Here is a 20,739-nt window from a genome sequence, read left to right as displayed (position 1 = left end):
TACTACGGTTGAAAGATGTGTCTTCTTGCGGATGAACGCTACAATCTATCAGAAAATAAAAGAAATAGTTAAATCCAGAGTGGCTTCATGACGGCTAATTTAACACCTAAAGCGACATTTGACTTTATTAACGTGCTATCCCAGGCTGCGGCTAAGTATAGAGAACCAAAAAGTATACGCCCTAGTAGTGAAATATTAGTAAAGGCTTTGCTACAAGCAGAAAAAACTGCCAAGCAACAAAAGTTGACTTATCCGTTTGAGTTTCTGCTCGGTAAATGGCAACTTTGCTTTGTCACTGGCACTAAGAAAAACAGAGGTAGCGGCGGAATTGTATTAGGCAACGGTTTCTATGTACCCAAGTTTATGGCAATTCATGTTTCCTTTAATGCCACTTTGGAAAAGGATTCAGACAGAGGCGAAATTGCTAATCAGGTTGAGCTCAACCCAGTTTCACTGAAACTCACAGGGCCAGTGCAATATTTCGGGAAGAAAAATTTATTGGCCTTTGACTTTAACCAGATGATTATCAGTTTGTTTAGTCGTGTTATTTACAACAGAGCAATCCGTGCTGGTAAAGTTCAAACAGAAGATTTCTACAACCAACCTATAGCGAAACTACCCTTCTTTGGCTTCTTTTTAGTGACAGAAGATTTCATTGCAGCTCGCGGTCGTGGGGGAGGATTGGCCTTTTGGATTCGGGAAACTTAAAGACGCTTGCAGGAAATCAGGCAGTCTTGCTGGAGGCAAAAGGAAAAAAAATTTGACTTATTTGTTTGATTTGTAGCAAGTGGTGCAACCTTTTTACGAATCGAACAAATACTTCACATCATCTGCGCTTGATTACTTAGGGATTGATAGATTTCGCCTGATTTGGTCTTTTATCTTGCCTTATCAGAGAAGTATATGCTACTATTGATAACTGTGTGGTTAAGGACGTATAGCTCAGTTGGTTAGAGCGCTACGTTGACATCGTAGAGGTCACTGGTTCGAATCCAGTTACGTCCATTTTTGTTTGTACAGTGACTAATTGTTTGTCATCGGTGACAAATTAATTGTACATTCACTAATTATTTGTCACTGTTAACAGATTAATCTCAATTTTAACAAAATCTTGTCACTGTTAACAAATTAGTGAATACTATCCAGTCTGGATACCCTATATCAAAGATTAGAACCAGAATTATTTGAATCTGGAAAAAGTGCACGGTGGATGCTCCAACGAGACAATCAAAAGCGATCGCTCGAACTTGTAAAGTTTGAATTAGAACAAGTGGGCAAGCCGTCTAGCGTCTACGTCCAAATCAAAGCAGGTCATGTAATTCCAGTATGATTCAATACAGTTCAGAATGAGCAACAAAACACTTGTAGAGACGGCGATTTATCGCGTCTCGAAAGACCAATCATCTACACCCAATACCCTTAACCCAAGGGTATTGGCGTATAGCTAGCAAGTTGAAAGATTAGACTTCAGCAATTTGGAAGTGTGTTGGAGTGTCTCTCAACAAGAGATATACTGTCATTATCAAGCGTTTTGTTGAATTTGCAACGGTAGTTATATTTTACAGCAGCTTTTACTTCGGTAGACGACAGGCGTAGCAGATATAATTTTCAATAACCGTCGGGTAAGGTTTTTAGATCGGGCAAAGTTAAAGAAAAGATAATTTCAGTTTTACAAGCCGATGCAATGGCATAACACGCCGATGTAATGGCATAACACGCCGATGTAATGGCATAACACACCGATGTAATGGCATAACACACTGATGCAATGGCATAACACACCGATGCAATGGCATAACACACCGATGCAATGGCATAACACACCGATGTAATGGCATAACACACCGATGCAATGGCATAACACACCGATGTAATGGCATAACACGCCGACGTAATGGCATAACACACCGATGCATGAACAATAAAACTGATTTTGCAGGTAAAAGTAAGTTTTATTACAGCGATCGCCTCAAATTTATGATTGTATTGAGTATTTGGCAGTTCATGAACTGGTGCATCTAATTGAACGTGAGTTCGACAAACCTCTCCCTCCCAGCCTCCCTCTCCGAAACCCAAAGGGAGGAGTAGCGAAAAATTCAGCTTTTGCTCCCCTCTCCGACACGGAGAGGGGTTGGGGGAGAGGTCAAATAATACTCGTCGAACTCACGTTAATTGAACCGCATCACAGCACTGCATTTTGGCATAGGGTGGAGCGTATTGTGCCAGATTATCTGAAGCAAAAGCAGTGGTTAACTGAGAATGCCGCAATTTATAACCTTTAGAAATATGTGAAATAATAAGAGCGATCGCATTTAGACAAAGTTGAAAGCTTGAGCCTGCAACGTCTCAAAACGTTGAATTGTTGGATGTAAAACGACTGCCGATACTAGGGGAATACCGTTAATGGACAATTTAGAGAGCGGGAATCACAGCTTTGAAATGCAGTCAAATTTTTAGGGTGACACTTATATGGATGCAAGGGATTTTTTCGAGGACTTCAATCCTTCCCCGATCGTGTAATTTTCACTAGTACGCCACGGCGTAAATAGAGCAACAATTTCAAATCCCTAAAAAGCTTATTCCCTGACACTTTTGACTTTTGACTTTTGACTTCCGCCTTGCGGTACTAGTTATCTGCTGAAAAAGAATAGACCTCTTGCAAAAGTGCTTTTTGCAAGAGAGGGGAAAAGGGTAAAGGTTAAAGGGGAAGGGGACAATACTGAACCTTTTGCCCTTCTCCCTTCCCTTTTTCCCGACTTATGCAAGAAGTCTAATGTAGAGACGTAACAGTGTTACGTTTCTACAAGGGTTCTGGATAACGCATATTTAATATCTGGAGATGTCTACTTTACAGCTAGGATCAGAAGCGAAGCTTTTATCAAAAATGAACTTAACATAGATATTTCCACTACCTCGTGAATAGCTGCCACCCAAGTAACGCCATTTATTATCTTGGATGCCTGCATCTCCGGTTTTAAATACTGTAGCGGGTAGATTTCCGTTGTCAACATACGTAACATTTGCTTTATTACCGCCGCGATTACTTCCCTTGTTAATTTTATAGTTGATTCTTATTATTGAGCCTATTCTTCCTCCTAAGCCTTGATTGTAATCGATTTTAATTGTGCCTGTAAAACCTCCTTTACTACATGAATAGTCACGAATAACAGCATCAGCATTAGCTGGAGTTAAAGCAATGCTACTGCAAGCAACAGCCATTGCAGCAGTACCAATAACAAAACGGTTTGTTGTCTTTCTAATTTGACGAGCAGTCAAAGTCTTAACCATTAGAGACTTCCTTTTTGATTGAGTTATACTTTGCATTGAGGAAACTAAAATCTGAGTTGCTGATTAAATCTTATAAAGGGACAAATTATTTGACCAAAACGGCAGATTTTTTGTCAAGAATCCAAATTCTTCTATATTGCTTGTTCAAGTAATTTCTATAGCTTCATCTCAGAAACGCTAAAAATCAGATTCCTCTAAAGCGAAGCTTACAAGCTTGAAGAACTTGACAAATTATTTTTCGCTGTGGTCAAATAATTCGTCGCTCTACAGTTAAGTACGAGAAAGATTGTATAAAAAAAGATGCATTAAGAAAACACTATCTTTTTATAGGGGATGGTGCTAGTAATCCTGATAAAGCACCCAAAGAACCAGTTCCAAGAGCGGTTAAAAGTTCAGGAATGTGTTTGTTGCCCTTTGCTTGTAGACCAATTGCACCTATAAGGCAAATTAATACCGTAGAGGTAAGTGTACCAACAATCATACGGTAAATCCAGGGGTCTGTTTGTATATAGTTTTGTGGTAGATTAAAAGTATTATTTACTGCATCGGCGTTTTGTTGTACACCTTGCTGACCTCTTGAATCATTGAGAGTTAATGGTTGTTTACTTTCCTCAAGTAAAGACTGTGTTTCGACTAAGGAGTTTTTTCCATTCTGTGTACTCATAGTGCATCCTTATTTATTTAATAAAAATAAGCATTGGAAGTTTTCTACAATAGTAATCACATTACGATTCCTCTTTTTCGGAAAAGTAGAAACAATCACCAAAGTTTTTTGACAGTCAAGTGAGATCGCCTCTCTGTGCCTTGGTCCTCGATCGCTGGAGGGCGCTTAATTTTTGGTTTAAACAGGTTCTAGCTAGTAGGTTAGCTGTGGATTTGTACCTTGGCATCGCTGTAGGGAATTTTGGGGTGTGTAGTAGGAGCGATCGCGCCCAATACCCAATGTCTCACTTCAAGATAAGTAATAAGCCATCTGAGTAATGGTAGCAGTCGGTTTTATCAATACAGAAAGCACTAATTTATACTTATATTTAACCGCAAGCACTTGGAAGCGATTGCCCAGATACCCTCACTATCAGCAATGCCGACAGTTTTGCTGATGTATGGGCTATTGGAGCGATGAGTGCCATGTTGGTAGCAAATCTTGGGTCAATATTCGATTTGGTAGCTTTTGTGTGAAAAAAGGTACTGTGTAGGGAAAACTAAGGACGCGATCGCTATTATCCCAGATGCAATTCGGCGGTTTAGCTACAAGAGTTTTTATCTATAAATACACCTATTGATGGCTAGGTTCTCTCCTGATGAAAGAGATGTAGCTATCAATGTTTTCCAAAGTGGTTTTATATTTTTGTAGCTAAAATAACATTGATTTCTTAGTCTTTTTACTTACAACACATAGTCTGTGATTTGCTACCTCAGCCTCATCTAATGCCAGTTGCTCTGTCTCCAAACCTTGAGAGCGAGCTTTTCCACTTGCTATGTGCGGTGTTAACGATAAATCTTTAACCGGACACTAGACACTATATGACAGATTAATAGTGCTGACCTACCCAAAGTGATTTGAGTTAACCCGCAAATACACGTATGCAGCTAGATTAGAATTAGATTATTATATAACCGAAATATTACTGTAATTTTTGAAGGTTTTTATATATGTAAATGGTTGATTTCAGAGGATATACGGTAACGCTAACCAAAGCGATCGCGGTACTTTAATTTTCATAAATCTTATATTATTCAGATTAAAAAACTCAGAAAAGATGACGAACACAGAATGTAGAAGCTCAAGCTAATAATCGATTCTAGCCTAAAACTAGTACGGTAAAACTCTGAAAAATGCCAAACTTAGTTCTTTTTTAAAAGATGAGAGCCACTCTCTAGGCGTATACGCATCTACAAAAGGTCTGAGGCTAAAAACCTCTTCTTTCGCAATTCAGGCTTTAGTGAAGACTTATGCAATGTATAGGTTTTTATGATGGAATTTTTAAATAACTTTTTCTCTACTAGCCAGTTTATTCCCCACGGACATTGCTATCTCTGGAAACCCGGATTGGTGTGGTTGCATCTGATTTCAGATGTGTTAACTGGACTTGCTTATTATTCAATTCCAGTGATGTTGGTTTATTTTGTTCGTAAACGGCGAGATATACCTTTCGGCTGGATATTCTTAATGTTTGGTACATTCATCGTTGCATGTGGCACAACTCATTTAATGGATATATGGACGCTTTGGTATCCTACCTATTGGCTATCAGGGTTAGTCAAAGCTATTACCGCTTTTGTCTCCGTATTAACTGCTGTAGAGCTTGTGCCATTAATGCCACAAGTACTAGCTCTACCGAGTCCTGCCCAATTAGAGGCTGCAAACTACCAACTAGCAAAAGAAATTGCTGAACGCATACGGACTGAGGAGGTGTTGAGGGAAAGCGAACAACGCTGGCAATTAGCACTGCGAGGCAATAATGATGGAATTTGGGACTGGAATGTTAAAACCAATGAAGTTTTCTTCTCGGCTCGCTGGAAAGAAATGCTCGGTTACGAAAACCACGAAATTTCTAACAATTTAGATGAATGCTTGACACGAGTGCATCCGAACGATATTGAGTGGGTGAAACAAGCGGTTCAAGATCACTTTGCTCAGAAAACACCGTTTTACATTACCGAGTATCGAGTTTTATGTAAAGATGGCACCCATAAATGGATTTTAGATCGAGGGCAAGCACTGTGGGATGAAGATGGTAATGTAGTACGAATGGCAGGTTCACATACTGACATTACCGATCGCAAGCAAGCAGAGGAGAGACTAAATAGCCTACTTAACCAATTAGAAAGCATGGTTGAGGAAAGAACAGCAGAGTTAACAAGAATCAACGAATCATTACAGACAGAAATTACTGAACGCCAGCGAATAGAAGAAGCATTGCGAGAGAGCGAACAGCGATTTCGGGCTGCATTCCATCAAGCTGCTGTTGGCATTGCCCATGTCGCAATCGATGGAAGCTGGTTGTTAGTTAATCAGAAGCTTTGCGATATTCTCGGTTACACACTCGAAGAACTACAGTTGTTAACTTTCCAAGATATTACTCACCCGGACGATCTTAACACTAACCTGAAATATGTTGAGCAGATTTTAGCAGAGAATATTCAAACTTACTCGATGGAAAAGCGCTATTTCCGCAAAGATAATTCCATAGTTTGGGTTAATCTTACTGTGTCTTTAATGCGCGAATCTAGTGGGGAGCCAAAATATTTTATTTCTGTGGTCGAAGACATTAGCGAACGGAAAGCCGCGCAGCGCGAACGCAAGCAGTGGGAGGAGCAAATTCAAGCATCACTATTAGAAAAAGAAGTGTTATTAAAAGAAATTTACCATCGTGTCAAAAATAATTTACAGGTTATTTCCAGTCTGCTCAACCTGCAATCTGCCTATATCAAAGACAAAGAAGATTTGGTAATATTTCAACAAAGCCAGCAGCGAATTGCATCAATGGCTCTCGTTCACGAAAAATTGTATCAATCTCAAGACTTAGCTAGGATTAATTTTGGTGAATATATTCGAGATTTGGTAACAAGTTTATTTACTGCTTATGAAGTCAATGAAGATGCGATCGCTTTGACAATAAGTACCGAAGATTGTATTTTTCTCGGTTTAGATACAGCAATTCCTTGTAGCTTGATTATCCATGAGCTTGTATCTAATTCTTTAAAATATGCATTTACCAAAGGTAGTACTGGTGCAATCAATATTGAAATAAAGAAAATAATTAATAATAATTTAATGCTAATAGTTCGTGATGACGGGATTGGCTTACCAGCAAACTTTGATTTAAAAAAAATTGCATCATTAGGATGGGAGTTAGTAGATGCTTTAACCCATCAGTTAGCAGGAAACATCAATATTACAAGCTCTACTGGAGTAGAATGTCAGGTGACATTTCCTTTACCATAAATAGACAATCAATAAAAGATGACAAACGCAAAAATTTTAGTTGTGGAAGATGAAGCTATTGTTGCCAAAGACTTACAATATCGGCTTAAGAAATTTGGATATACAGTGCCTGCTATTGCTTCTTCAGGAGAAGAAGCGATCGATATAGCAATAGAAATATCTCCAGATTTAGTACTGATGGATATTAAGCTTAAAGGCTCAATGGACGGAATAGAAGCTGCTGAAGAAATCTATAAGCGTTTGGATATTCCAGTAATTTATTTGACTGCTTATGCAGATGAGAATACATTGGAACGAGCTAAGATAACAGAACCGTTTGCCTACCTACTGAAACCTTTTAAAGAAAGAGAACTACAAACAAATATTGAAATAACTTTGACTAAGCATGGTTTGGAAAGGCAATTAAAAGTTAATAAAAAATGGCTGGATGCACTTTTAAAAAGTATCAGCGATGGTGTGATTGCTAGCGATTTACAAAATTTAATTACTTTTATGAATCCGGTTGCAGAAAATCTGACTGGGTGGAAACAGGAAGAAGCTTGTGGCAAAAATTCTTCAGAAGTATTTAATATTGCTAATGGCGAAACTCATAACCCTATTGTAAGTCCGATTATAAAAGTTCTTCAAGATGGTATTATTGTTCATCTTCCTGCAGAAACAATTCTGATTACTAAAGATGGTGCAGAAATACCAATTGATGACAGCGCTGCACCGATTAAAGATGACAAAGATAATATTACAGGCGCTGTATTAGTGTTTCGAGATATTACTGAGCATAAACGAGCAATTGAGGCGCGTCAAAAGCAAATTGAGCAAGAACAACTTGTGGAGCAATGGGAAGAGATAAATCAACTCAAAAATGACTTTTTGAATTTAGTTTCTCACGAACTGCGATCGCCTCTGAGTAATATCAAGATGATGATTCAAATGATACAACTATCTAAAAGTACTGAGGATGCTCAACGCTATCTAAAATTAATGGAAAGCGAGTGCGATCGCGAACTAGAATTAATTAACGATCTACTAGACTTACAACGGCTAGAAAGCTCATCCTATCAAGTTATTACACCTGATGCGTTGCTCTTACAACAGTGGTTACTTTGGGTTATCGAGCCGTTTCAAATTCGTGTTCAAGAACATCAGCAAACTCTACAGGCGAATCTCCCTGCAAACCTCCCGCCGCTATTGTCAGATGGCATTAGCTTGGAACGCATTATAGTAGAATTGCTCAATAATGCCTGTAAATACACACCTGCCGATGGTGAAATTGTCTTAAGTGTAAGTCACAATTCCTCGGAAGCACCTGCAAAAACAATTATTACTGTCAGTAATTCAGTAGAAATTGCGCTGACAGAGTTACCACGGATATTTGATAAATTTTATCGTCTCCCTAATACAGATATCTGGAATCAAGGTGGTTCGGGTTTAGGTTTATCTATAGTCCAGAAACTAGTTGAACAATTGCAAGGAAAGATTAAAGTAGAAAGTGGCAATGGATGGACTTCATTCACTCTTACATTAACTGATTTATAGTACTCTAACCCAAAATTTTCTCGATGAAGGTGAAGAGTAAAAAAAATGTGTTGTCAAATTTTTGAATAGTTAGCAAATTGTTTTAGAAGAGTAACAGGTTTTTGATATTAATATTTCATGAATTTATTTTTTATTTAGCTTGGTTTTCACTGCCGTCTAACCAAGCTGCATAAATAGATTTCATGATAAGTAATTAACTAAACTTGATATGAGATAATGAAAGCAAATTATTAAATATCGAAAAATGTCATTAACTATATCTTCCGTACCTCAGGGTTTTAGTGCATTTATCACGAATTTGGGAATACGAGATACAACTGATGATTTTGTATTTATTAAATCATCAGTGCCTTGTGTTGCAGATGGGGTCTTCACTCAAAGTCTTTTTGCTGGGCCAAGTGTTACTATTAGCCGCGATAATTTAAAAGATTCACAAGCACAAGGAATTGTCGTTATATCTAAAAATGCAAATGTAGCTAATGGTTCTATTGGCATCGCTGACGCCCAAGAGGTTCTGCAATTAGTCGCAACTGAAACTGGAATTGCTGCACATAATATCGCGATCGCTTCTACAGGTGTAATTGGCAGACGTTACCCGATTGAAAAAATCCGGGCTGGTTTATTAGGATTTGGCAAAAAATTGACTGATGCTGATTTTGATGCTGCCGCTCGTGGTATTATGACCACCGATACAGTAGCGAAACTAGCTACACGGCAAATAGGAAATGCCAAACTAGTAGGAATTGCCAAAGGTGTTGGCATGATTGAGCCTAATATGGCTACCCTTTTAACTTTCTTTTTTACTGACGCTGCAATTTCTGCAAATAGCCTTCGTTCTATTTTTCGCTCTACTATAGATAAAACTTTTAATTGTTTGAGTGTAGACACTGACACTTCTACTAGTGACTCTGCTGTGATTCTTGCTAATGGAATAGCCGGTGAAGTTTCAGAACCAGATTTTGCTAGGGCATTGCAAGAAGTTGCACAGGAATTAGTGCTGAAAATTGCACGAGATGCAGAAGGTGCTACTAAGATAATTGAGGTAACTGTAGATTCAGCGATTGACTATGCACAAGCTAAAACAGTAGCGAAAGCAATTGTAAATTCACCATTAGTAAAAACTGCTGTTTATGGAGCAGATCCGAATTGGGGAAGAGTTGCTATGGCTATAGGCAAATGTGAAAACGAACAGCAGATCAATCAAGATAAAGTTGTTATTAGTTTTGATAATGTGAAAGTTTATCCTAGTAGCTTAACTGAGGAAAATTTGGAACAGTTACGGCAAATTATGTCTCAAGATAAAGTAGATATTCATGTTAGCCTTAATATTGGCGATGCCTCTGCAACTGTATGGGGTTGCGATCTTTCAGAGGGTTATATAGAAATTAATGGTAAATACTCAACTTGATTAGAGGATGTTTTAAAAGTATTGGGTGAATCGAATTCGCTACTACACAAACAAAGTCCACTTGCGTGGACTAAGAAAAATTAAGAGTTTTTAACCTGCGTAGGCAGGTTTTGTCTGTGTAGCCGCGACTTCTAGTCGCCAGGGCTAGAGAGCTTTTGATTCATTGCGCTAGGCGTTGAAGAAAGAGCTTAGTGTCTCGTAGATAAGGGCCAATTATTGCCCTTTTAAGGTTAAGTTGACTTTTTCGCTCGAATTTTGTCAAAGATTGTACCTTCATCAAAGAATTTTGCCTGAATCTCGTCCCATCCTCCTAAATCTTCAGCTTTGAAGATAGTTTTAATTTGGGGAAAATTGGCTTCTGTTTCTTTGGCGATCGCAAGGTTAACGGGACGAAATCCCAATTTGGCAAATTCTCGTTGCGAGTCTGGGGTGTAGAGAAATTTGATAAATGCTTCTGCAACAGAGCGAGTACCGTGTTTATCAACATTTTTATCGACAACAGCAACAGGATTGTCGATGGAGATATTAAGATCGGGTACAATGTATGGGAGTTTTTCACCATTTTTGTCCGATACAATCATCTCTTTTTCATAGTTGAGAAGAACATCACCTTGACCATCTTTGAAGAACAGTTCGCTGGCATTACGAGCAGTTTTGGGTAACACAGGTGCATTATTATAGACTTTGGAAATAAAGTCTATTGCTTGACTGTCATTTCCGCCAGCATTGATCGCCGAACCCCAGAGATTCAGGAAATTCCAACGAGCAGCACCAGAAGTTTTGGGATTAGCTGTAACTATCTTGATGCCATCTTTTGCCAAATCTGCCCAAGTTTTAATATTTTTGGGATTACCTTCACGAATAGCGATCGCATCTACAGATTTGGTAACTATTGCATTATTAGGCGCTTCTTTTTCCCAACCTGGTTGAATAAAACCCGCTTCAACAAGTTTATTAATGTCAAGGGGAAGTGACAAATGTACCACATCAGCTTCCTTACCCTCAATCACTGCTGCAAGGGTTTGGGAAGCTGACGCATCATAGCTTTGATTGAAAGTGATGTTTTGGTTGTATTCTTCCTTCCACTGTTTGATAAATTTGGGAATTATCTGCTCGTATGCTGCGCTAGTAACAGAGTAAGAAACAAACGTTAAGGTTACATTAGGCTGATAAGCTGCGCTAGTATTACCAGTGTAATTGATATTACGTAAAGAGCAAGCAGCTAACAGGATACTCAAACTAATTCCAGCCAAAAATAGAGAGACAATGCTCCACGAAGAATGTCTATAGAACCAACTTTGGATTGGCTGTATGTACCACTGTCTTATAAACTGCAAAGGTTTAACAATACAAGTGGAAACTAATTGAGTTAAATATCTCCTGAGTTGAGGAGTAGGTTGCCACTGGTTCATCAAATTTTTCCTTTGAATCTGGAGTATTTTAAACGAGATCCTGTAAAAAATTATTATAAAACGGTGGTTAAAGAAAAATATTTTTTATCAACCTAAATTTAAACAAGTTATTCAAGATATCAAGGAGAAGTAGTTTTAGAAACTTCTGGACTGCGAATGATGATATGTCCCTTATCACTTTCTTGAATAGCTAAAACTGACGGTAGCTCATCAGGTTTTGCATTTGAGGGCAATGCTCTAAACAAATAAATCCAGCCGCCACGTTCTAGAAGTAAACGCCAGACTCTCGGTTGTTTTTGATTGCTGATATCATTGTCTTCCCTGCCTCGTAAGTCATCGAATAAACCTCGATCGCCAATTATGCGATAACCTTTCAAAGATGGATCGGCAAATATATCATCAAGTTTGCGTCCTAGAGCAAACTTTTCTTCCGGTGTAATTAAGGCTACAACTGGCAAAGTGGAGTTTTGACCAGCGTCTCGTCGTGCATCTGTAACGCCTTGCCAACGAGCTAACCAAAATATCACTATTAAAACCCAGGATACTATTACTATTTCATTGACTAGCGATCGCAAAAAATCAACTGAACGCAGTTGTCCAGAACTAAATTCAGCTATAGATTTGAGCCGTTTAGCTGTCCATGAGCGTTTGTGTTGAGTTGCAGAGATGATGCGACTAACTAGTAATTGGCTGGCAGAGACTACCGTATCACTGATGATTTTAATTAACCATAACGTTGCTTGAATTGCGATCGCAGCTATAAAAAAGGCGATCGCTGTTTTGCAGATTGTCCAGCCATCTCCGAAAAATATTTGCAGGGGAACTATCAAAAAAGACTGTGCAGGTAAATCGAGGGTATTGACTTCTAGCTGAAAAAAGTAGAAATATGACCAACGGTAAATCCAGCCTGCAAAGAAAAGCGCCGCACCCAGCAAGCCCAGTACACTGGTGAATTTACCTAAAATATTGGTTTCTTGGTTGGGAACTTGGGTCATAGGGGAGATGGGGGAGACAATCTTGTAACTTCAGGCTTAGATCCCCGACTTCTTAAAGAAGTCGGGGATCTTGTTGTGATTTTACAGAAATTACATATATGTCTTTGAAGTTTAATGAGAAAGTTAAATATAGTCAAATATACTGTAAAGCTATGAAAGCTTTTTTCCAGGGATGGGTTGTGGCAATCTTAGTAATGGCAGCAGCGATCGCAGCAAACATCGAAGCTGTAATTGGACAGAATGTCAAGACGGGAAATTTATTGTTAGTACAAACACCAATCAACGCAGATGAATTAGAACTTTCAGTAGCATTACCAGAGTTAGCAGAAGTAATGCTCAAAGGGGGTGAGTCAAGCAGTGGTCGAGTAATCGGAATTGATGCACAAGAGCAAGCACTATCAATTCAGCGTAGTGATAAAACTACCACGATTCCTCTAAGCCAAATTACAAAAGTAGTTTTCAAGAATGGGGCGTTAGTTTACAGAAGCAATGGGCGGCAAATTATCCGGGGTGAGCGCGATCGCCCCACAGGTAAACTAGTAACTTGGAGTGGTATACCCCTAAATACTTTTACGGTAAAAAATCCTACTCAAGGTCAAGCGGTGGTGAAGCTCAAACCACCTGTAGTTTCTACAGCACAGTTGCGGGGTATTCAGTCAGTAGCGAGAAATCGGCAATATGTGGTAGATGAAATCCAGTTCAATTCGCAACAAAAAACGATGGCTATTCTGGCAAAACCTTATTGATCGTGAATCATTTCATCTGTAGGGGCGTATATTTATGCCCCTAAGCTTTTTGACGTTTTTAATGACAAACACAATATTAATAAGAAACATTGGGATGTTCCTCACAAACATTGCAACATTCATGACAAACATCACGATGTTGATACAAAACATTGCAACATTTCTGGCAAACATCACGATGTTGATACAAAACATTGCGACATTCCTGACAAACATCACGATGTTGATACAAAACATTGCGACATTCCTGACAAACATCACGATGTTGATAACCACAGCTTCTGTTAAACCCAATGAAAAACAGCTACCTGTTATTTTATGAAAAAATTCTCACCAGTTTTTTGGCTTTGGGTATCTGTCTAACGCCTTTAACAGTAATGCTGATGGCTCAACCTACCAGGGGACAGACTCAAAACTCGCGATCGCAAGAAGCAGAAAGACTGCTAGAGCAAGGAGAAAAACTGACACAGCGACAGAAGTACCAACAGGCAATACAAATATTACAGCAAGCTTTAACCATTGCGCAAGAACTCAAAGACCAAAAATTTGAAGCGATTGCACTAGTTTGGCTTGGGCGTAACCACAACGCTTTAGGAGAAAAGCAAAAAGCATTCGATTTTTACAACCAAGCTCTTCCCCTATGGCGTGCTGTGGGCGATCGCTCTGGTGAAGCTGTCACCTTGGCTAACATCGGTGCAGTCTACTCCTATTTAGGAGAAAATCAAAAAGCACTTGATTTTTACAACCAAGCTCTTCCCCTATGGCGTGCTGTGGGCGATCGCTCTAGTGAAGCGACTACACTCAATAATATCGGTCAAGCCTACAACGATTTAGGAGAAAAGCAAAAAGCACTCGATTTTTACAACCAAGCTCTACCCCTTTTGCGTGCTGTGGGCGCTCGTTCTGCTGAAGCTGTTACCTTGGCTAACATCGGTGCAGTCTACTCCTATTTAGGAGACAAGCAAAAAGCACTTGATTTTTACAACCAAGTTCTACCACTTTTGCGTGCTGTAGGCAATCGCTCTGGTGAAGCTGCCACACTGAGTAACATTGGTAAAGTCTACAACAATTTAGGAGAAAAGCAAAAAGCACTCAATTTTTTGAACCAAGCTCTGCCCCTATTTCGTACTTTGGGCGATCGCTCTGGTGAAGCTGTCACACTGAGTAACATCGGTGCAGTCTACGACGATTTAGGAGAAAAGCAAAAAGCACTCTCATTTTACAACCAAGCTCTGCCCCTATTTCGTACTTTGGGCGATCGCTCTGGTGAAGCTGTCACACTCAATAATATCGGTCAAGTCTACGACGATTTAGGAGAAAAGCAAAAAGCACTCGATTTTTTGAACCAAGCTCTGCCCTTATATCGGATTGTGGGCGATCGCTCTGGTGAAGCTGCCACACTCAATAATATTGGTGCAGTCTACTCCGCTTTGGGAGAAAAGCAAAAAGCCCTCGATTATTTCAATCAAGCTCTGCCACTATCTCGTACTGTGGGCGATCGCTCTGATGAAGCTGTCACACTCAATAATATCGGTCAAGTCTACGACGCTTTAGGAGAAAAGCAAAAAGCACTCGATTTTTATAACCAAGCTCTGCCCCTAAGACGGGCTGTGGGCGATCGCTCTGGTGAAGCTGCCACACTCAATAATATTGGTCAAGTCTACGACGCTTTAGGAGAAAAGCAAAAAGCACTCGATTTTTACAACCAAGCTCTGCCCCTAAGACGGGCTGTGGGCGATCGCTCTGGTGAAGCTGTCACACTCAATAATATTGGTGCAGTCTACAACGATTTAGGAGAAAAGCAAAAAGCACTCAATTTTTACAACCAAGCTCTGTCCCTAAGACGGGCTGTGGGCGATCGCGCTGGTGAAGCTATCACCTTGGGTAATATTGGTGGACTCTTCCAAAGTACAAATCGACCAACTGAAGCCATTACTAATTTAGAGCAATCTCTCCAAATCAGCTTAGAAATGCGCCGGGGTTTACAACGGGAAAATCGCCAAAAGTTTTTACAGGAGAACGGTGGAAGTGCAATTGCTACTGCTTTAGTCGATGTCCTCATTAATCAAAAAAAATACGCTCAAGCTTTTGAATGGGTTAACCTATTCACCACAGCCGACCTTGCTGATTATACTCGCCTCATTAATGCCAAAGTTGCCAACCCGGAAGCACAGAAAGCTCTTGATGACTGGAGTAAAAAAAATCAACAATTGGAATCCTTGCGGCAACAACTGCAAAGCGATCGCTCCGAAAGCCTACCCCAACAAATTCGGCAATTAGAAGCACAAGTTTATTCAGAAGCCGAAAATATATCCCGCCGTTTTCCGGAAGTGGCAGAATTATTTGAAACTACACCCGTAGATATTAAAAATCTTACATCCTCCATCCCAGCAGGAACAGTTGTAGTTCAACCTGTTTTGCTGACTAATGTGAAAGAGATACCTAATAGTGTCGCATTTTTTATCTTCACAAAAGGTCATTTTAGTGTTATTAAAAAATCTATTGATCCCAAGAAATTTGATAAGCTTATTGCTGATTACTTAAAACAGGTACAAAACGATAGTGATTCTGACTACTTTGAAACCGGCGGCGAACTTTATGATATTCTCATTCGTCCTATAGAAGGCGAGATTAAAGCTTTATCACCTAAACAACTGAGTATTATTGCTACTGATCAACTGCGCCATTTACCTTTTGAGACTCTTTACGACAATAAAACTAAGCAATTTCTGATCCAAAAATATCCTGTCAACTATCTCACTCGCATTTCCAATAAATCCTTACAATCTCCAGGTATGCAAAATGCCATACCTCGCAAACTACAAGCTGTTTTAGCATTTGGTAATCCAGTAACCAGTGAGCCACAAAATCTCCCAGGTGCAGAAGCAGAAGTCATAAAGATTAAAGAAATACTGCCAGACAGTGAAGTTTATATCAATAAAAAAGCTACTTTGGAAAACTTTAGATCCCAGGCTTTGCAGTTTTCCTTTTTGCACTTAGCAACTCACGGCTGTTTTCAAACTGAAGATTGCAAAAAAGTCAAGTTAAAAAATAATACGTTACTCTTTGCTGATAAATCCTTAGACATTGCCGATGCTGCTCTTTTAGGTTTACAAGGAACACAATTGATTACTCTCAGTGCCTGTCAAACTGCTGTAGATACTAATTTAAATGACGCAGGAATTGCAGGTGTTGCTTATATATTTGAGCGGGCTGGTGCTAAAGCTGTTATGGCAAGTTTGTGGGCAGTTGATGATGAAGCAACTCAAGAATTGATGGTTGATTTTTATCAGAATCTCAAGCAGGGTATGACGAAAGGGGAAGCTTTGCAAAAAGCTAAGTTGAAGCTAATTGCAGACCATCGCCATCCTTTTTATTGGTCGGCATTTGTGCTGATTGGCGATGCACGGTAAAGTAATTCGTAATGAAGCCAGGAATGGAATGGGCGAATGGAATTCGCGGCTACACAGGCAAAGTCCGCCTCCGCGGACTAAGAAAAAATTGAGGGTTTGAAACCCACGGAGGCGGTCACTGAGCTTGTCGAACTGTGGGTTTTGTTTGTGTCGACGCGGTTTCTAACCGCCTTTTTAATTACAAACAGATTCACTCACAGCAACTTATCTGGTGTAATTGGCAGATCCCGAATCCGCTTACCTGTGGCATGATAAACTGCATTAGATATGGCAGCGGCTACCCCAACAATCGGAAGTTCCCCCAAGCTTTTGGTTCCTAATGCGTTCACATAAGGATCGCGTTCTTCAACAAATTGCACTTCCATATTGGGGATATCTGCATGAACGGGAATCAGGTAATCGGAAAGGTTAGCACCAACTATTCTGCCCTGATTAGCATCCATGACAGTCTTCTCCATCAGCGCCATACCAATTCCCCAGGTAATCCCGCCGATAACTTGACTCCGCGCTGTCTTGAAGTTGAGAATTCGCCCAGCATCATAAACGCCTACGCAACGTCTAACTTTGATTTCTCCTAACAATTCATCAACTGCAACTTCGACAAATATTGCCCCAAATGAGTGTTTGGCATATTGTTGGCTCTCTGGGTTGAGTGACGATTCCTCTGTAACTTCTAAACTTTCTAATCCGTGACGGCGGAGAATATCGGTGTAGCTGTCTCGCTTTGATGGGTCTTGTTTTAAAAATATTTGCCCTGACTCAACAGTAATATCTTCTGCTTGCGAGCCATAAAGCAGAGAATTTGCATCTACGATCGCCATTTTGATTATCTTATCCCGTGCGGCGATCGCGACTTGATGCACCGCCGGGGAAACACTCGCAACTGTCATTGAGTTCCCTGTAATGGGTGCTTTAGGAAGATTGCTATCACCTAATTCAAACTGCACTGGTAAGCCTAATATCTCAGCAGCTACCTGCGTCATCACTGTATAAGTACCAGTCCCGATGTCTTGAGTACCACTTTGTACTTTTACTTCTCCAGTAGCAAAAATTTCTACCTTAACTGATGCAGTTCTAGCATTGGTGGGAAATGTCGCACTTGCCATTCCCCAACCAATCAGGAAATGACGATCTGGCATGGAACGGGGAACTGGATTGCGTTGTGCCCACCCAAAAATTTCTGCTCCTTTTTGATAACATTCTTTCAGGGATTTACTTGACCAAGGTAATCCTTTGTGCGGATCGATATCTGCATGATTTCTCAGTCTTAGTTCAATTGGATCGATATTTAAGGTGTATGCCAGTTCATCCATTGCCGTTTCTAAGGCAAACATTCCCGGCGCTTCTCCTGGGCCACGCATAAAGGTTGGTGTGCCGCTGTTGATGCGTCCCAAACGGTATTTAATTTGCAAATTGGGACAGGCGTACATCATCGTTGTTGCTGCACCCACAGGTTCGGCAAAGTCATCAAACAGGGAAGTTAAAGATGTCCCAATTTGCTCGATGACAGTTAGTTTGCCTTCTTTGGTTGCACCTAACGTTAGCTGCTGCTGAGTTTCCGAGCGGTGGCCGCAAGCTGTGTACATTTGCGATCGCGTTAGCACAACTTTCACAGGGCGTTTTACTTGACGAGCTGCGATCGCTGCTAAAATCGTATGCGATCGCAGCAGCGCCTTACAACCAAATCCGCCGCCTAAGTATTTGGAGATGACGCGGACATTTTCTTCGGGAATATTCAGAATAGATGCGATTCGGTTTTGGGTTGCTGAAACGCCTTGAGTGGTTTCATACAGCGTCAAGTTATCCCCTTCCCACATTGCGATCGTTGCAGAAGGTTCTAGGGGATTATGATGTTCTATTGGCGTAGTATAAACTTGCTCTACTAAGACATCTGCCTGTAATTTCCCCGATTCAACGTTGCCTCTAGTGATTTTACCTGGCATCATGCCCAGAAATATCGATTCGGGTTCAAATATCTCTGTATGTGCCATTGTGACTGTCGGAATCGCTTCTTCGTAGATAATTTTTATCCGAGAGGCAGCAGTTTCGGCTTGTTCTAAAGTTTGGGCAATTACAATCCCCAAATGTTGACCATCGTAGTAGATATTATGGTCTTTTTCAGTTGACTGAGGTTGTGGAGGGCCAAAGAAGGGTATTTTGATCAGAGATGGGGTTTGTTGGTAAGTAATGATATCTATTACACCAGGGGCGACTGCGGCTGCCGTTGTGTCTATTTGGATAATTTTACCGCTGGCGATCGCGCTTTGAAAAATCACTCCATAAGTTAAATTCTCGATTGGCACATCGGCTGTGTAAGGTGCTTCTCCCGTTACTTTCAGCCTACCATCAACGCGATCGAGTGGTTTCCCAATAATTTTATTCATAATTTTTCTGCCACAACTGAGAGTGCGCGTACCAAAGCGCGTTTGACTAATTCAATTTTGAATTGATTGTGCGTTTGCGGTTTTGCATCTTTGACGGCTGCTGCTGCTGCGGCTGTAAAGATATCTTCGTTAATTACTTTCCCTTTGAGGATCTCCTCAGCTTCCCAAGCACGCCAAGGTTTGGGTGCTACTCCCCCAAAAGCGATACGTGCTGATTTGATCGTGTCTTGTTCTATATCTAAAGCAACAGCTACGGAAACGAGAGCAAATTCGTAAGAAGCACGATCTCTTACTTTTAAATAATGGGACTTATATGCAAAATCTGGAACTTCAATAGCAACAATTAATTCTCCAGGCTGTAATAGAGTTTCTTTGGCTGGTGTCTCACCTGGTAAGAGATAAAAATCATGAATTGAAATTCGCTGTGATGTTTCTATTCCTTGGATGCAAATCACTGCATCTAATGCCGTCAAAGCTACAGCTAAATCGGAAGGATGAACGGCAATGCAATGTTCGCTAGCTCCGAAAATAGAATGCATTCGATTGTAACCTGTAATTGCGGAACAACCCATACCGGGAGTGCGTTTATTACAAGGAAAAACCGGATCGCGAAAGTAACCACAGCGGACTCGTTGCAGTAAATTCCCGCCTACTGTTGCCATATTTCGCAGTTGCGGTGAAGCGCTTTGTAATAAAGCTTGGCTAATTACGGGATAACATTTTTGAATTTGGGGATGAAAAGCCACATCACTCATTCGAGAAATCGCACCAATGCGGATTCCATTCGGTTGAGATTCAATATCTGCTAAGGGCAAACTATTAATATCAATTAATATATTCGCTGTTTGGATTCCATCTTTCATCAATCCCAGTAAATCTGTGCCACCAGCAATAAATGCAGCAGTTTTGTCTTGCTCAACTGTGGCGATCGCCACTTCTTCTGAGGTGACTTTAGCATAACTAAATGGCTGCATCTTCCTTTTCCTCTAGCACATCTCGAATCGCCGCAATAATATTTGGATATGCTCCACAACGGCAAAGGTTTCCACTCATTTTTTCGCGAATTTCTGCTTCAGATTTTGGTAATTCTTCTAATATCATCCCTACGGCTGAGATAATTTGACCTGATGTACAGTAGCCACATTGAAAAGCATCATGGGTAATAAAGGCTGTTTGCATAGGATGGAGTTTACCATCTTGTGCTAATCCCTCAATTGTGGTAATTTCAGCACCGATGTGCATTACTGCCAAAGTCATACAAGAGTTAATGCGCCGATTATTAACTAATACAGTACATGCACCACATTCACCGCGATCGCAAGCTTTTTTAGTGCCCATCAAACCCAGCTTTTCTCGAAGTGCATCTAGTAATGTAACACGAGGTTCTATCTTCAAGGAGTAAGATGTATTATTAACATTCAGTGATAATTCTACTTCCTCTGAACCGAATATTTTCACTTCCTGAGTAAGTGAGTCTGAAGTTCTTGAAGCTAAGGAATTTTCTTCCATGTCTCATGTAGATAATAATTACATCATTTACTATACTACCGATAAAAAGTCTGCGTTTGTTCTAGCTTGACTTCCTGATATTTAGAATTCGAGAAGGTAACG

At 40.2% G+C, this 20,739-nt stretch carries 16 protein-coding genes and 1 tRNA gene; 9 read left to right on the top strand and 8 right to left on the bottom strand.

Features of this window, described 5'->3' with window-relative positions; translation table 11 throughout:
* Window positions 1–87 precede the first annotated feature (87 nt).
* Both V7K53_RS18865 and V7K53_RS18860 read left to right on the top strand, forming a co-directional pair.
* Window positions 88–708, top strand: coding sequence for a hypothetical protein (locus V7K53_RS18865; RefSeq protein ID WP_335198988.1), 621 nt, complete (start codon window positions 88–90; stop codon window positions 706–708).
* 223 nt (window positions 709–931) lie between these two features.
* Window positions 932–1,005, top strand: a tRNA-Val gene (locus V7K53_RS18860).
* Between the two features lie 603 nt (window positions 1,006–1,608).
* On the opposite strand, the gene V7K53_RS18855 is transcribed toward V7K53_RS18860, so the two are convergent.
* On the bottom strand, window positions 1,609–2,076 hold the full coding sequence (locus tag V7K53_RS18855; protein WP_335199177.1) for a hypothetical protein: 468 nt from the start codon (window positions 2,074–2,076) through the stop codon (window positions 1,609–1,611).
* Here V7K53_RS18855 and V7K53_RS18850 point away from each other — a divergent pair.
* Window positions 2,013–2,282 (top strand): M48 metallopeptidase family protein, encoded by a 270-nt coding sequence (locus V7K53_RS18850; RefSeq protein ID WP_335198987.1) that lies wholly within the window; start codon window positions 2,013–2,015, stop codon window positions 2,280–2,282. The genes V7K53_RS18855 and V7K53_RS18850 overlap by 64 nt on opposite strands.
* Before the next feature lie 544 nt (window positions 2,283–2,826).
* On the opposite strand, the gene V7K53_RS18845 is transcribed toward V7K53_RS18850, so the two are convergent.
* Together V7K53_RS18845 and V7K53_RS18840 are read right to left on the bottom strand one after the other, a co-directional pair.
* Entirely contained in the window at window positions 2,827–3,288 is a 462-nt protein-coding gene (locus V7K53_RS18845) for a hypothetical protein (RefSeq protein WP_335187626.1), read from the bottom strand.
* Between the two features lie 316 nt (window positions 3,289–3,604).
* Entirely contained in the window at window positions 3,605–3,952 is a 348-nt protein-coding gene (locus V7K53_RS18840; protein ID WP_335187628.1) for a hypothetical protein, read from the bottom strand.
* Between the two features lie 1,308 nt (window positions 3,953–5,260).
* Here V7K53_RS18840 and V7K53_RS34080 point away from each other — a divergent pair.
* From V7K53_RS34080 to argJ, 3 genes are all read left to right on the top strand, one after another.
* Window positions 5,261–7,237, top strand: coding sequence for a PAS domain S-box protein (locus V7K53_RS34080; RefSeq protein ID WP_442940499.1), 1,977 nt, complete (start codon window positions 5,261–5,263; stop codon window positions 7,235–7,237).
* 18 nt (window positions 7,238–7,255) lie between these two features.
* Window positions 7,256–8,770, top strand: a complete 1,515-nt coding sequence (locus tag V7K53_RS18825) for a hybrid sensor histidine kinase/response regulator (RefSeq protein ID WP_335198986.1) — start codon at window positions 7,256–7,258, stop codon at window positions 8,768–8,770.
* Between the two features lie 244 nt (window positions 8,771–9,014).
* Window positions 9,015–10,178 carry a bifunctional glutamate N-acetyltransferase/amino-acid acetyltransferase ArgJ gene (gene argJ / locus V7K53_RS18820; RefSeq protein ID WP_335198985.1) on the top strand — a complete coding sequence of 388 codons (1,164 nt, stop codon included), beginning with the start codon at window positions 9,015–9,017 and terminating at the stop codon, window positions 10,176–10,178.
* A 230-nt stretch (window positions 10,179–10,408) separates the two neighbouring features.
* Here the strand turns inward: argJ and V7K53_RS18815 are convergent, their stop codons facing one another.
* Entirely contained in the window at window positions 10,409–11,590 is a 1,182-nt protein-coding gene (locus tag V7K53_RS18815) for a sulfate ABC transporter substrate-binding protein (protein ID WP_335198984.1), read from the bottom strand.
* Window positions 11,591–11,709: 119 nt separating this feature from the next.
* The gene (locus V7K53_RS18810; protein ID WP_335198983.1) at window positions 11,710–12,585 is read right to left on the bottom strand and encodes a hypothetical protein; all 876 of its coding nucleotides are present in this window, start codon (window positions 12,583–12,585) and stop codon (window positions 11,710–11,712) included.
* Window positions 12,586–12,737: 152 nt separating this feature from the next.
* Between V7K53_RS18810 and V7K53_RS18805 the strand changes: the two genes are divergently transcribed.
* From V7K53_RS18805 to V7K53_RS18795, 3 genes are all read left to right on the top strand, one after another.
* On the top strand, window positions 12,738–13,331 hold the full coding sequence (locus tag V7K53_RS18805; RefSeq protein ID WP_335198982.1) for a hypothetical protein: 594 nt from the start codon (window positions 12,738–12,740) through the stop codon (window positions 13,329–13,331).
* Between the two features lie 121 nt (window positions 13,332–13,452).
* On the top strand, window positions 13,453–13,653 hold the full coding sequence (locus tag V7K53_RS18800) for a hypothetical protein (RefSeq protein WP_335198981.1): 201 nt from the start codon (window positions 13,453–13,455) through the stop codon (window positions 13,651–13,653).
* A complete protein-coding gene (locus V7K53_RS18795) occupies window positions 13,625–16,744 on the top strand; it encodes a CHAT domain-containing protein (protein WP_335198980.1) in 3,120 nt (1,039 codons plus the stop codon). The genes V7K53_RS18800 and V7K53_RS18795 overlap by 29 nt, the downstream gene beginning before the upstream one ends.
* Window positions 16,745–16,938: 194 nt before the next feature.
* Here the strand turns inward: V7K53_RS18795 and V7K53_RS18790 are convergent, their stop codons facing one another.
* The 3 genes from V7K53_RS18790 to V7K53_RS18780 are packed head-to-tail and all read right to left on the bottom strand — an operon-like array spanning window position 16,939 to window position 20,637.
* A complete protein-coding gene (locus V7K53_RS18790; RefSeq protein ID WP_335198979.1) occupies window positions 16,939–19,128 on the bottom strand; it encodes a xanthine dehydrogenase family protein molybdopterin-binding subunit in 2,190 nt (729 codons plus the stop codon).
* Complete coding sequence (locus V7K53_RS18785; protein WP_335198978.1) at window positions 19,125–20,102, bottom strand: FAD binding domain-containing protein; 978 nt, start codon at window positions 20,100–20,102, stop codon at window positions 19,125–19,127. Before V7K53_RS18785 ends, V7K53_RS18790 begins: the two co-directional genes overlap by 4 nt.
* The gene (locus tag V7K53_RS18780) at window positions 20,089–20,637 is read right to left on the bottom strand and encodes a (2Fe-2S)-binding protein (protein ID WP_335198977.1); all 549 of its coding nucleotides are present in this window, start codon (window positions 20,635–20,637) and stop codon (window positions 20,089–20,091) included. The genes V7K53_RS18785 and V7K53_RS18780 overlap by 14 nt, the downstream gene beginning before the upstream one ends.
* Window positions 20,638–20,739: the final 102 nt, after the last annotated feature.

The organism is Nostoc sp. (genome assembly GCF_036917355.1).
In the GTDB taxonomy this organism is placed as follows: domain Bacteria; phylum Cyanobacteriota; class Cyanobacteriia; order Cyanobacteriales; family Nostocaceae; genus Nostoc.
This window is presented reverse-complemented; position numbering and strand designations above follow the sequence as displayed.

Bases quoted from the DNA above. Each gene is read 5' to 3' on its own strand.
- V7K53_RS18865 (WP_335198988.1), top strand. From the start codon at position 88: ATGACGGCTAATTTAACACCTAAAGCGACATTTGACTTTATTAACGTG.
- V7K53_RS18845 (WP_335187626.1), bottom strand. From the start codon at position 3,288: ATGGTTAAGACTTTGACTGCTCGTCAAATTAGAAAGACAACAAACCGT.
- V7K53_RS18840 (WP_335187628.1), bottom strand. From the start codon at position 3,952: ATGAGTACACAGAATGGAAAAAACTCCTTAGTCGAAACACAGTCTTTA.
- V7K53_RS34080 (WP_442940499.1), top strand. From the start codon at position 5,261: ATGATGGAATTTTTAAATAACTTTTTCTCTACTAGCCAGTTTATTCCC.
- V7K53_RS18825 (WP_335198986.1), top strand. From the start codon at position 7,256: ATGACAAACGCAAAAATTTTAGTTGTGGAAGATGAAGCTATTGTTGCC.
- argJ (WP_335198985.1), top strand. From the start codon at position 9,015: ATGTCATTAACTATATCTTCCGTACCTCAGGGTTTTAGTGCATTTATC.
- V7K53_RS18815 (WP_335198984.1), bottom strand. From the start codon at position 11,590: ATGAACCAGTGGCAACCTACTCCTCAACTCAGGAGATATTTAACTCAA.
- V7K53_RS18810 (WP_335198983.1), bottom strand. From the start codon at position 12,585: ATGACCCAAGTTCCCAACCAAGAAACCAATATTTTAGGTAAATTCACC.
- V7K53_RS18805 (WP_335198982.1), top strand. From the start codon at position 12,738: ATGAAAGCTTTTTTCCAGGGATGGGTTGTGGCAATCTTAGTAATGGCA.
- V7K53_RS18800 (WP_335198981.1), top strand. From the start codon at position 13,453: ATGACAAACATCACGATGTTGATACAAAACATTGCAACATTTCTGGCA.
- V7K53_RS18795 (WP_335198980.1), top strand. From the start codon at position 13,625: ATGAAAAACAGCTACCTGTTATTTTATGAAAAAATTCTCACCAGTTTT.
- V7K53_RS18790 (WP_335198979.1), bottom strand. From the start codon at position 19,128: ATGAATAAAATTATTGGGAAACCACTCGATCGCGTTGATGGTAGGCTG.
- V7K53_RS18785 (WP_335198978.1), bottom strand. From the start codon at position 20,102: ATGCAGCCATTTAGTTATGCTAAAGTCACCTCAGAAGAAGTGGCGATC.
- V7K53_RS18780 (WP_335198977.1), bottom strand. From the start codon at position 20,637: ATGGAAGAAAATTCCTTAGCTTCAAGAACTTCAGACTCACTTACTCAG.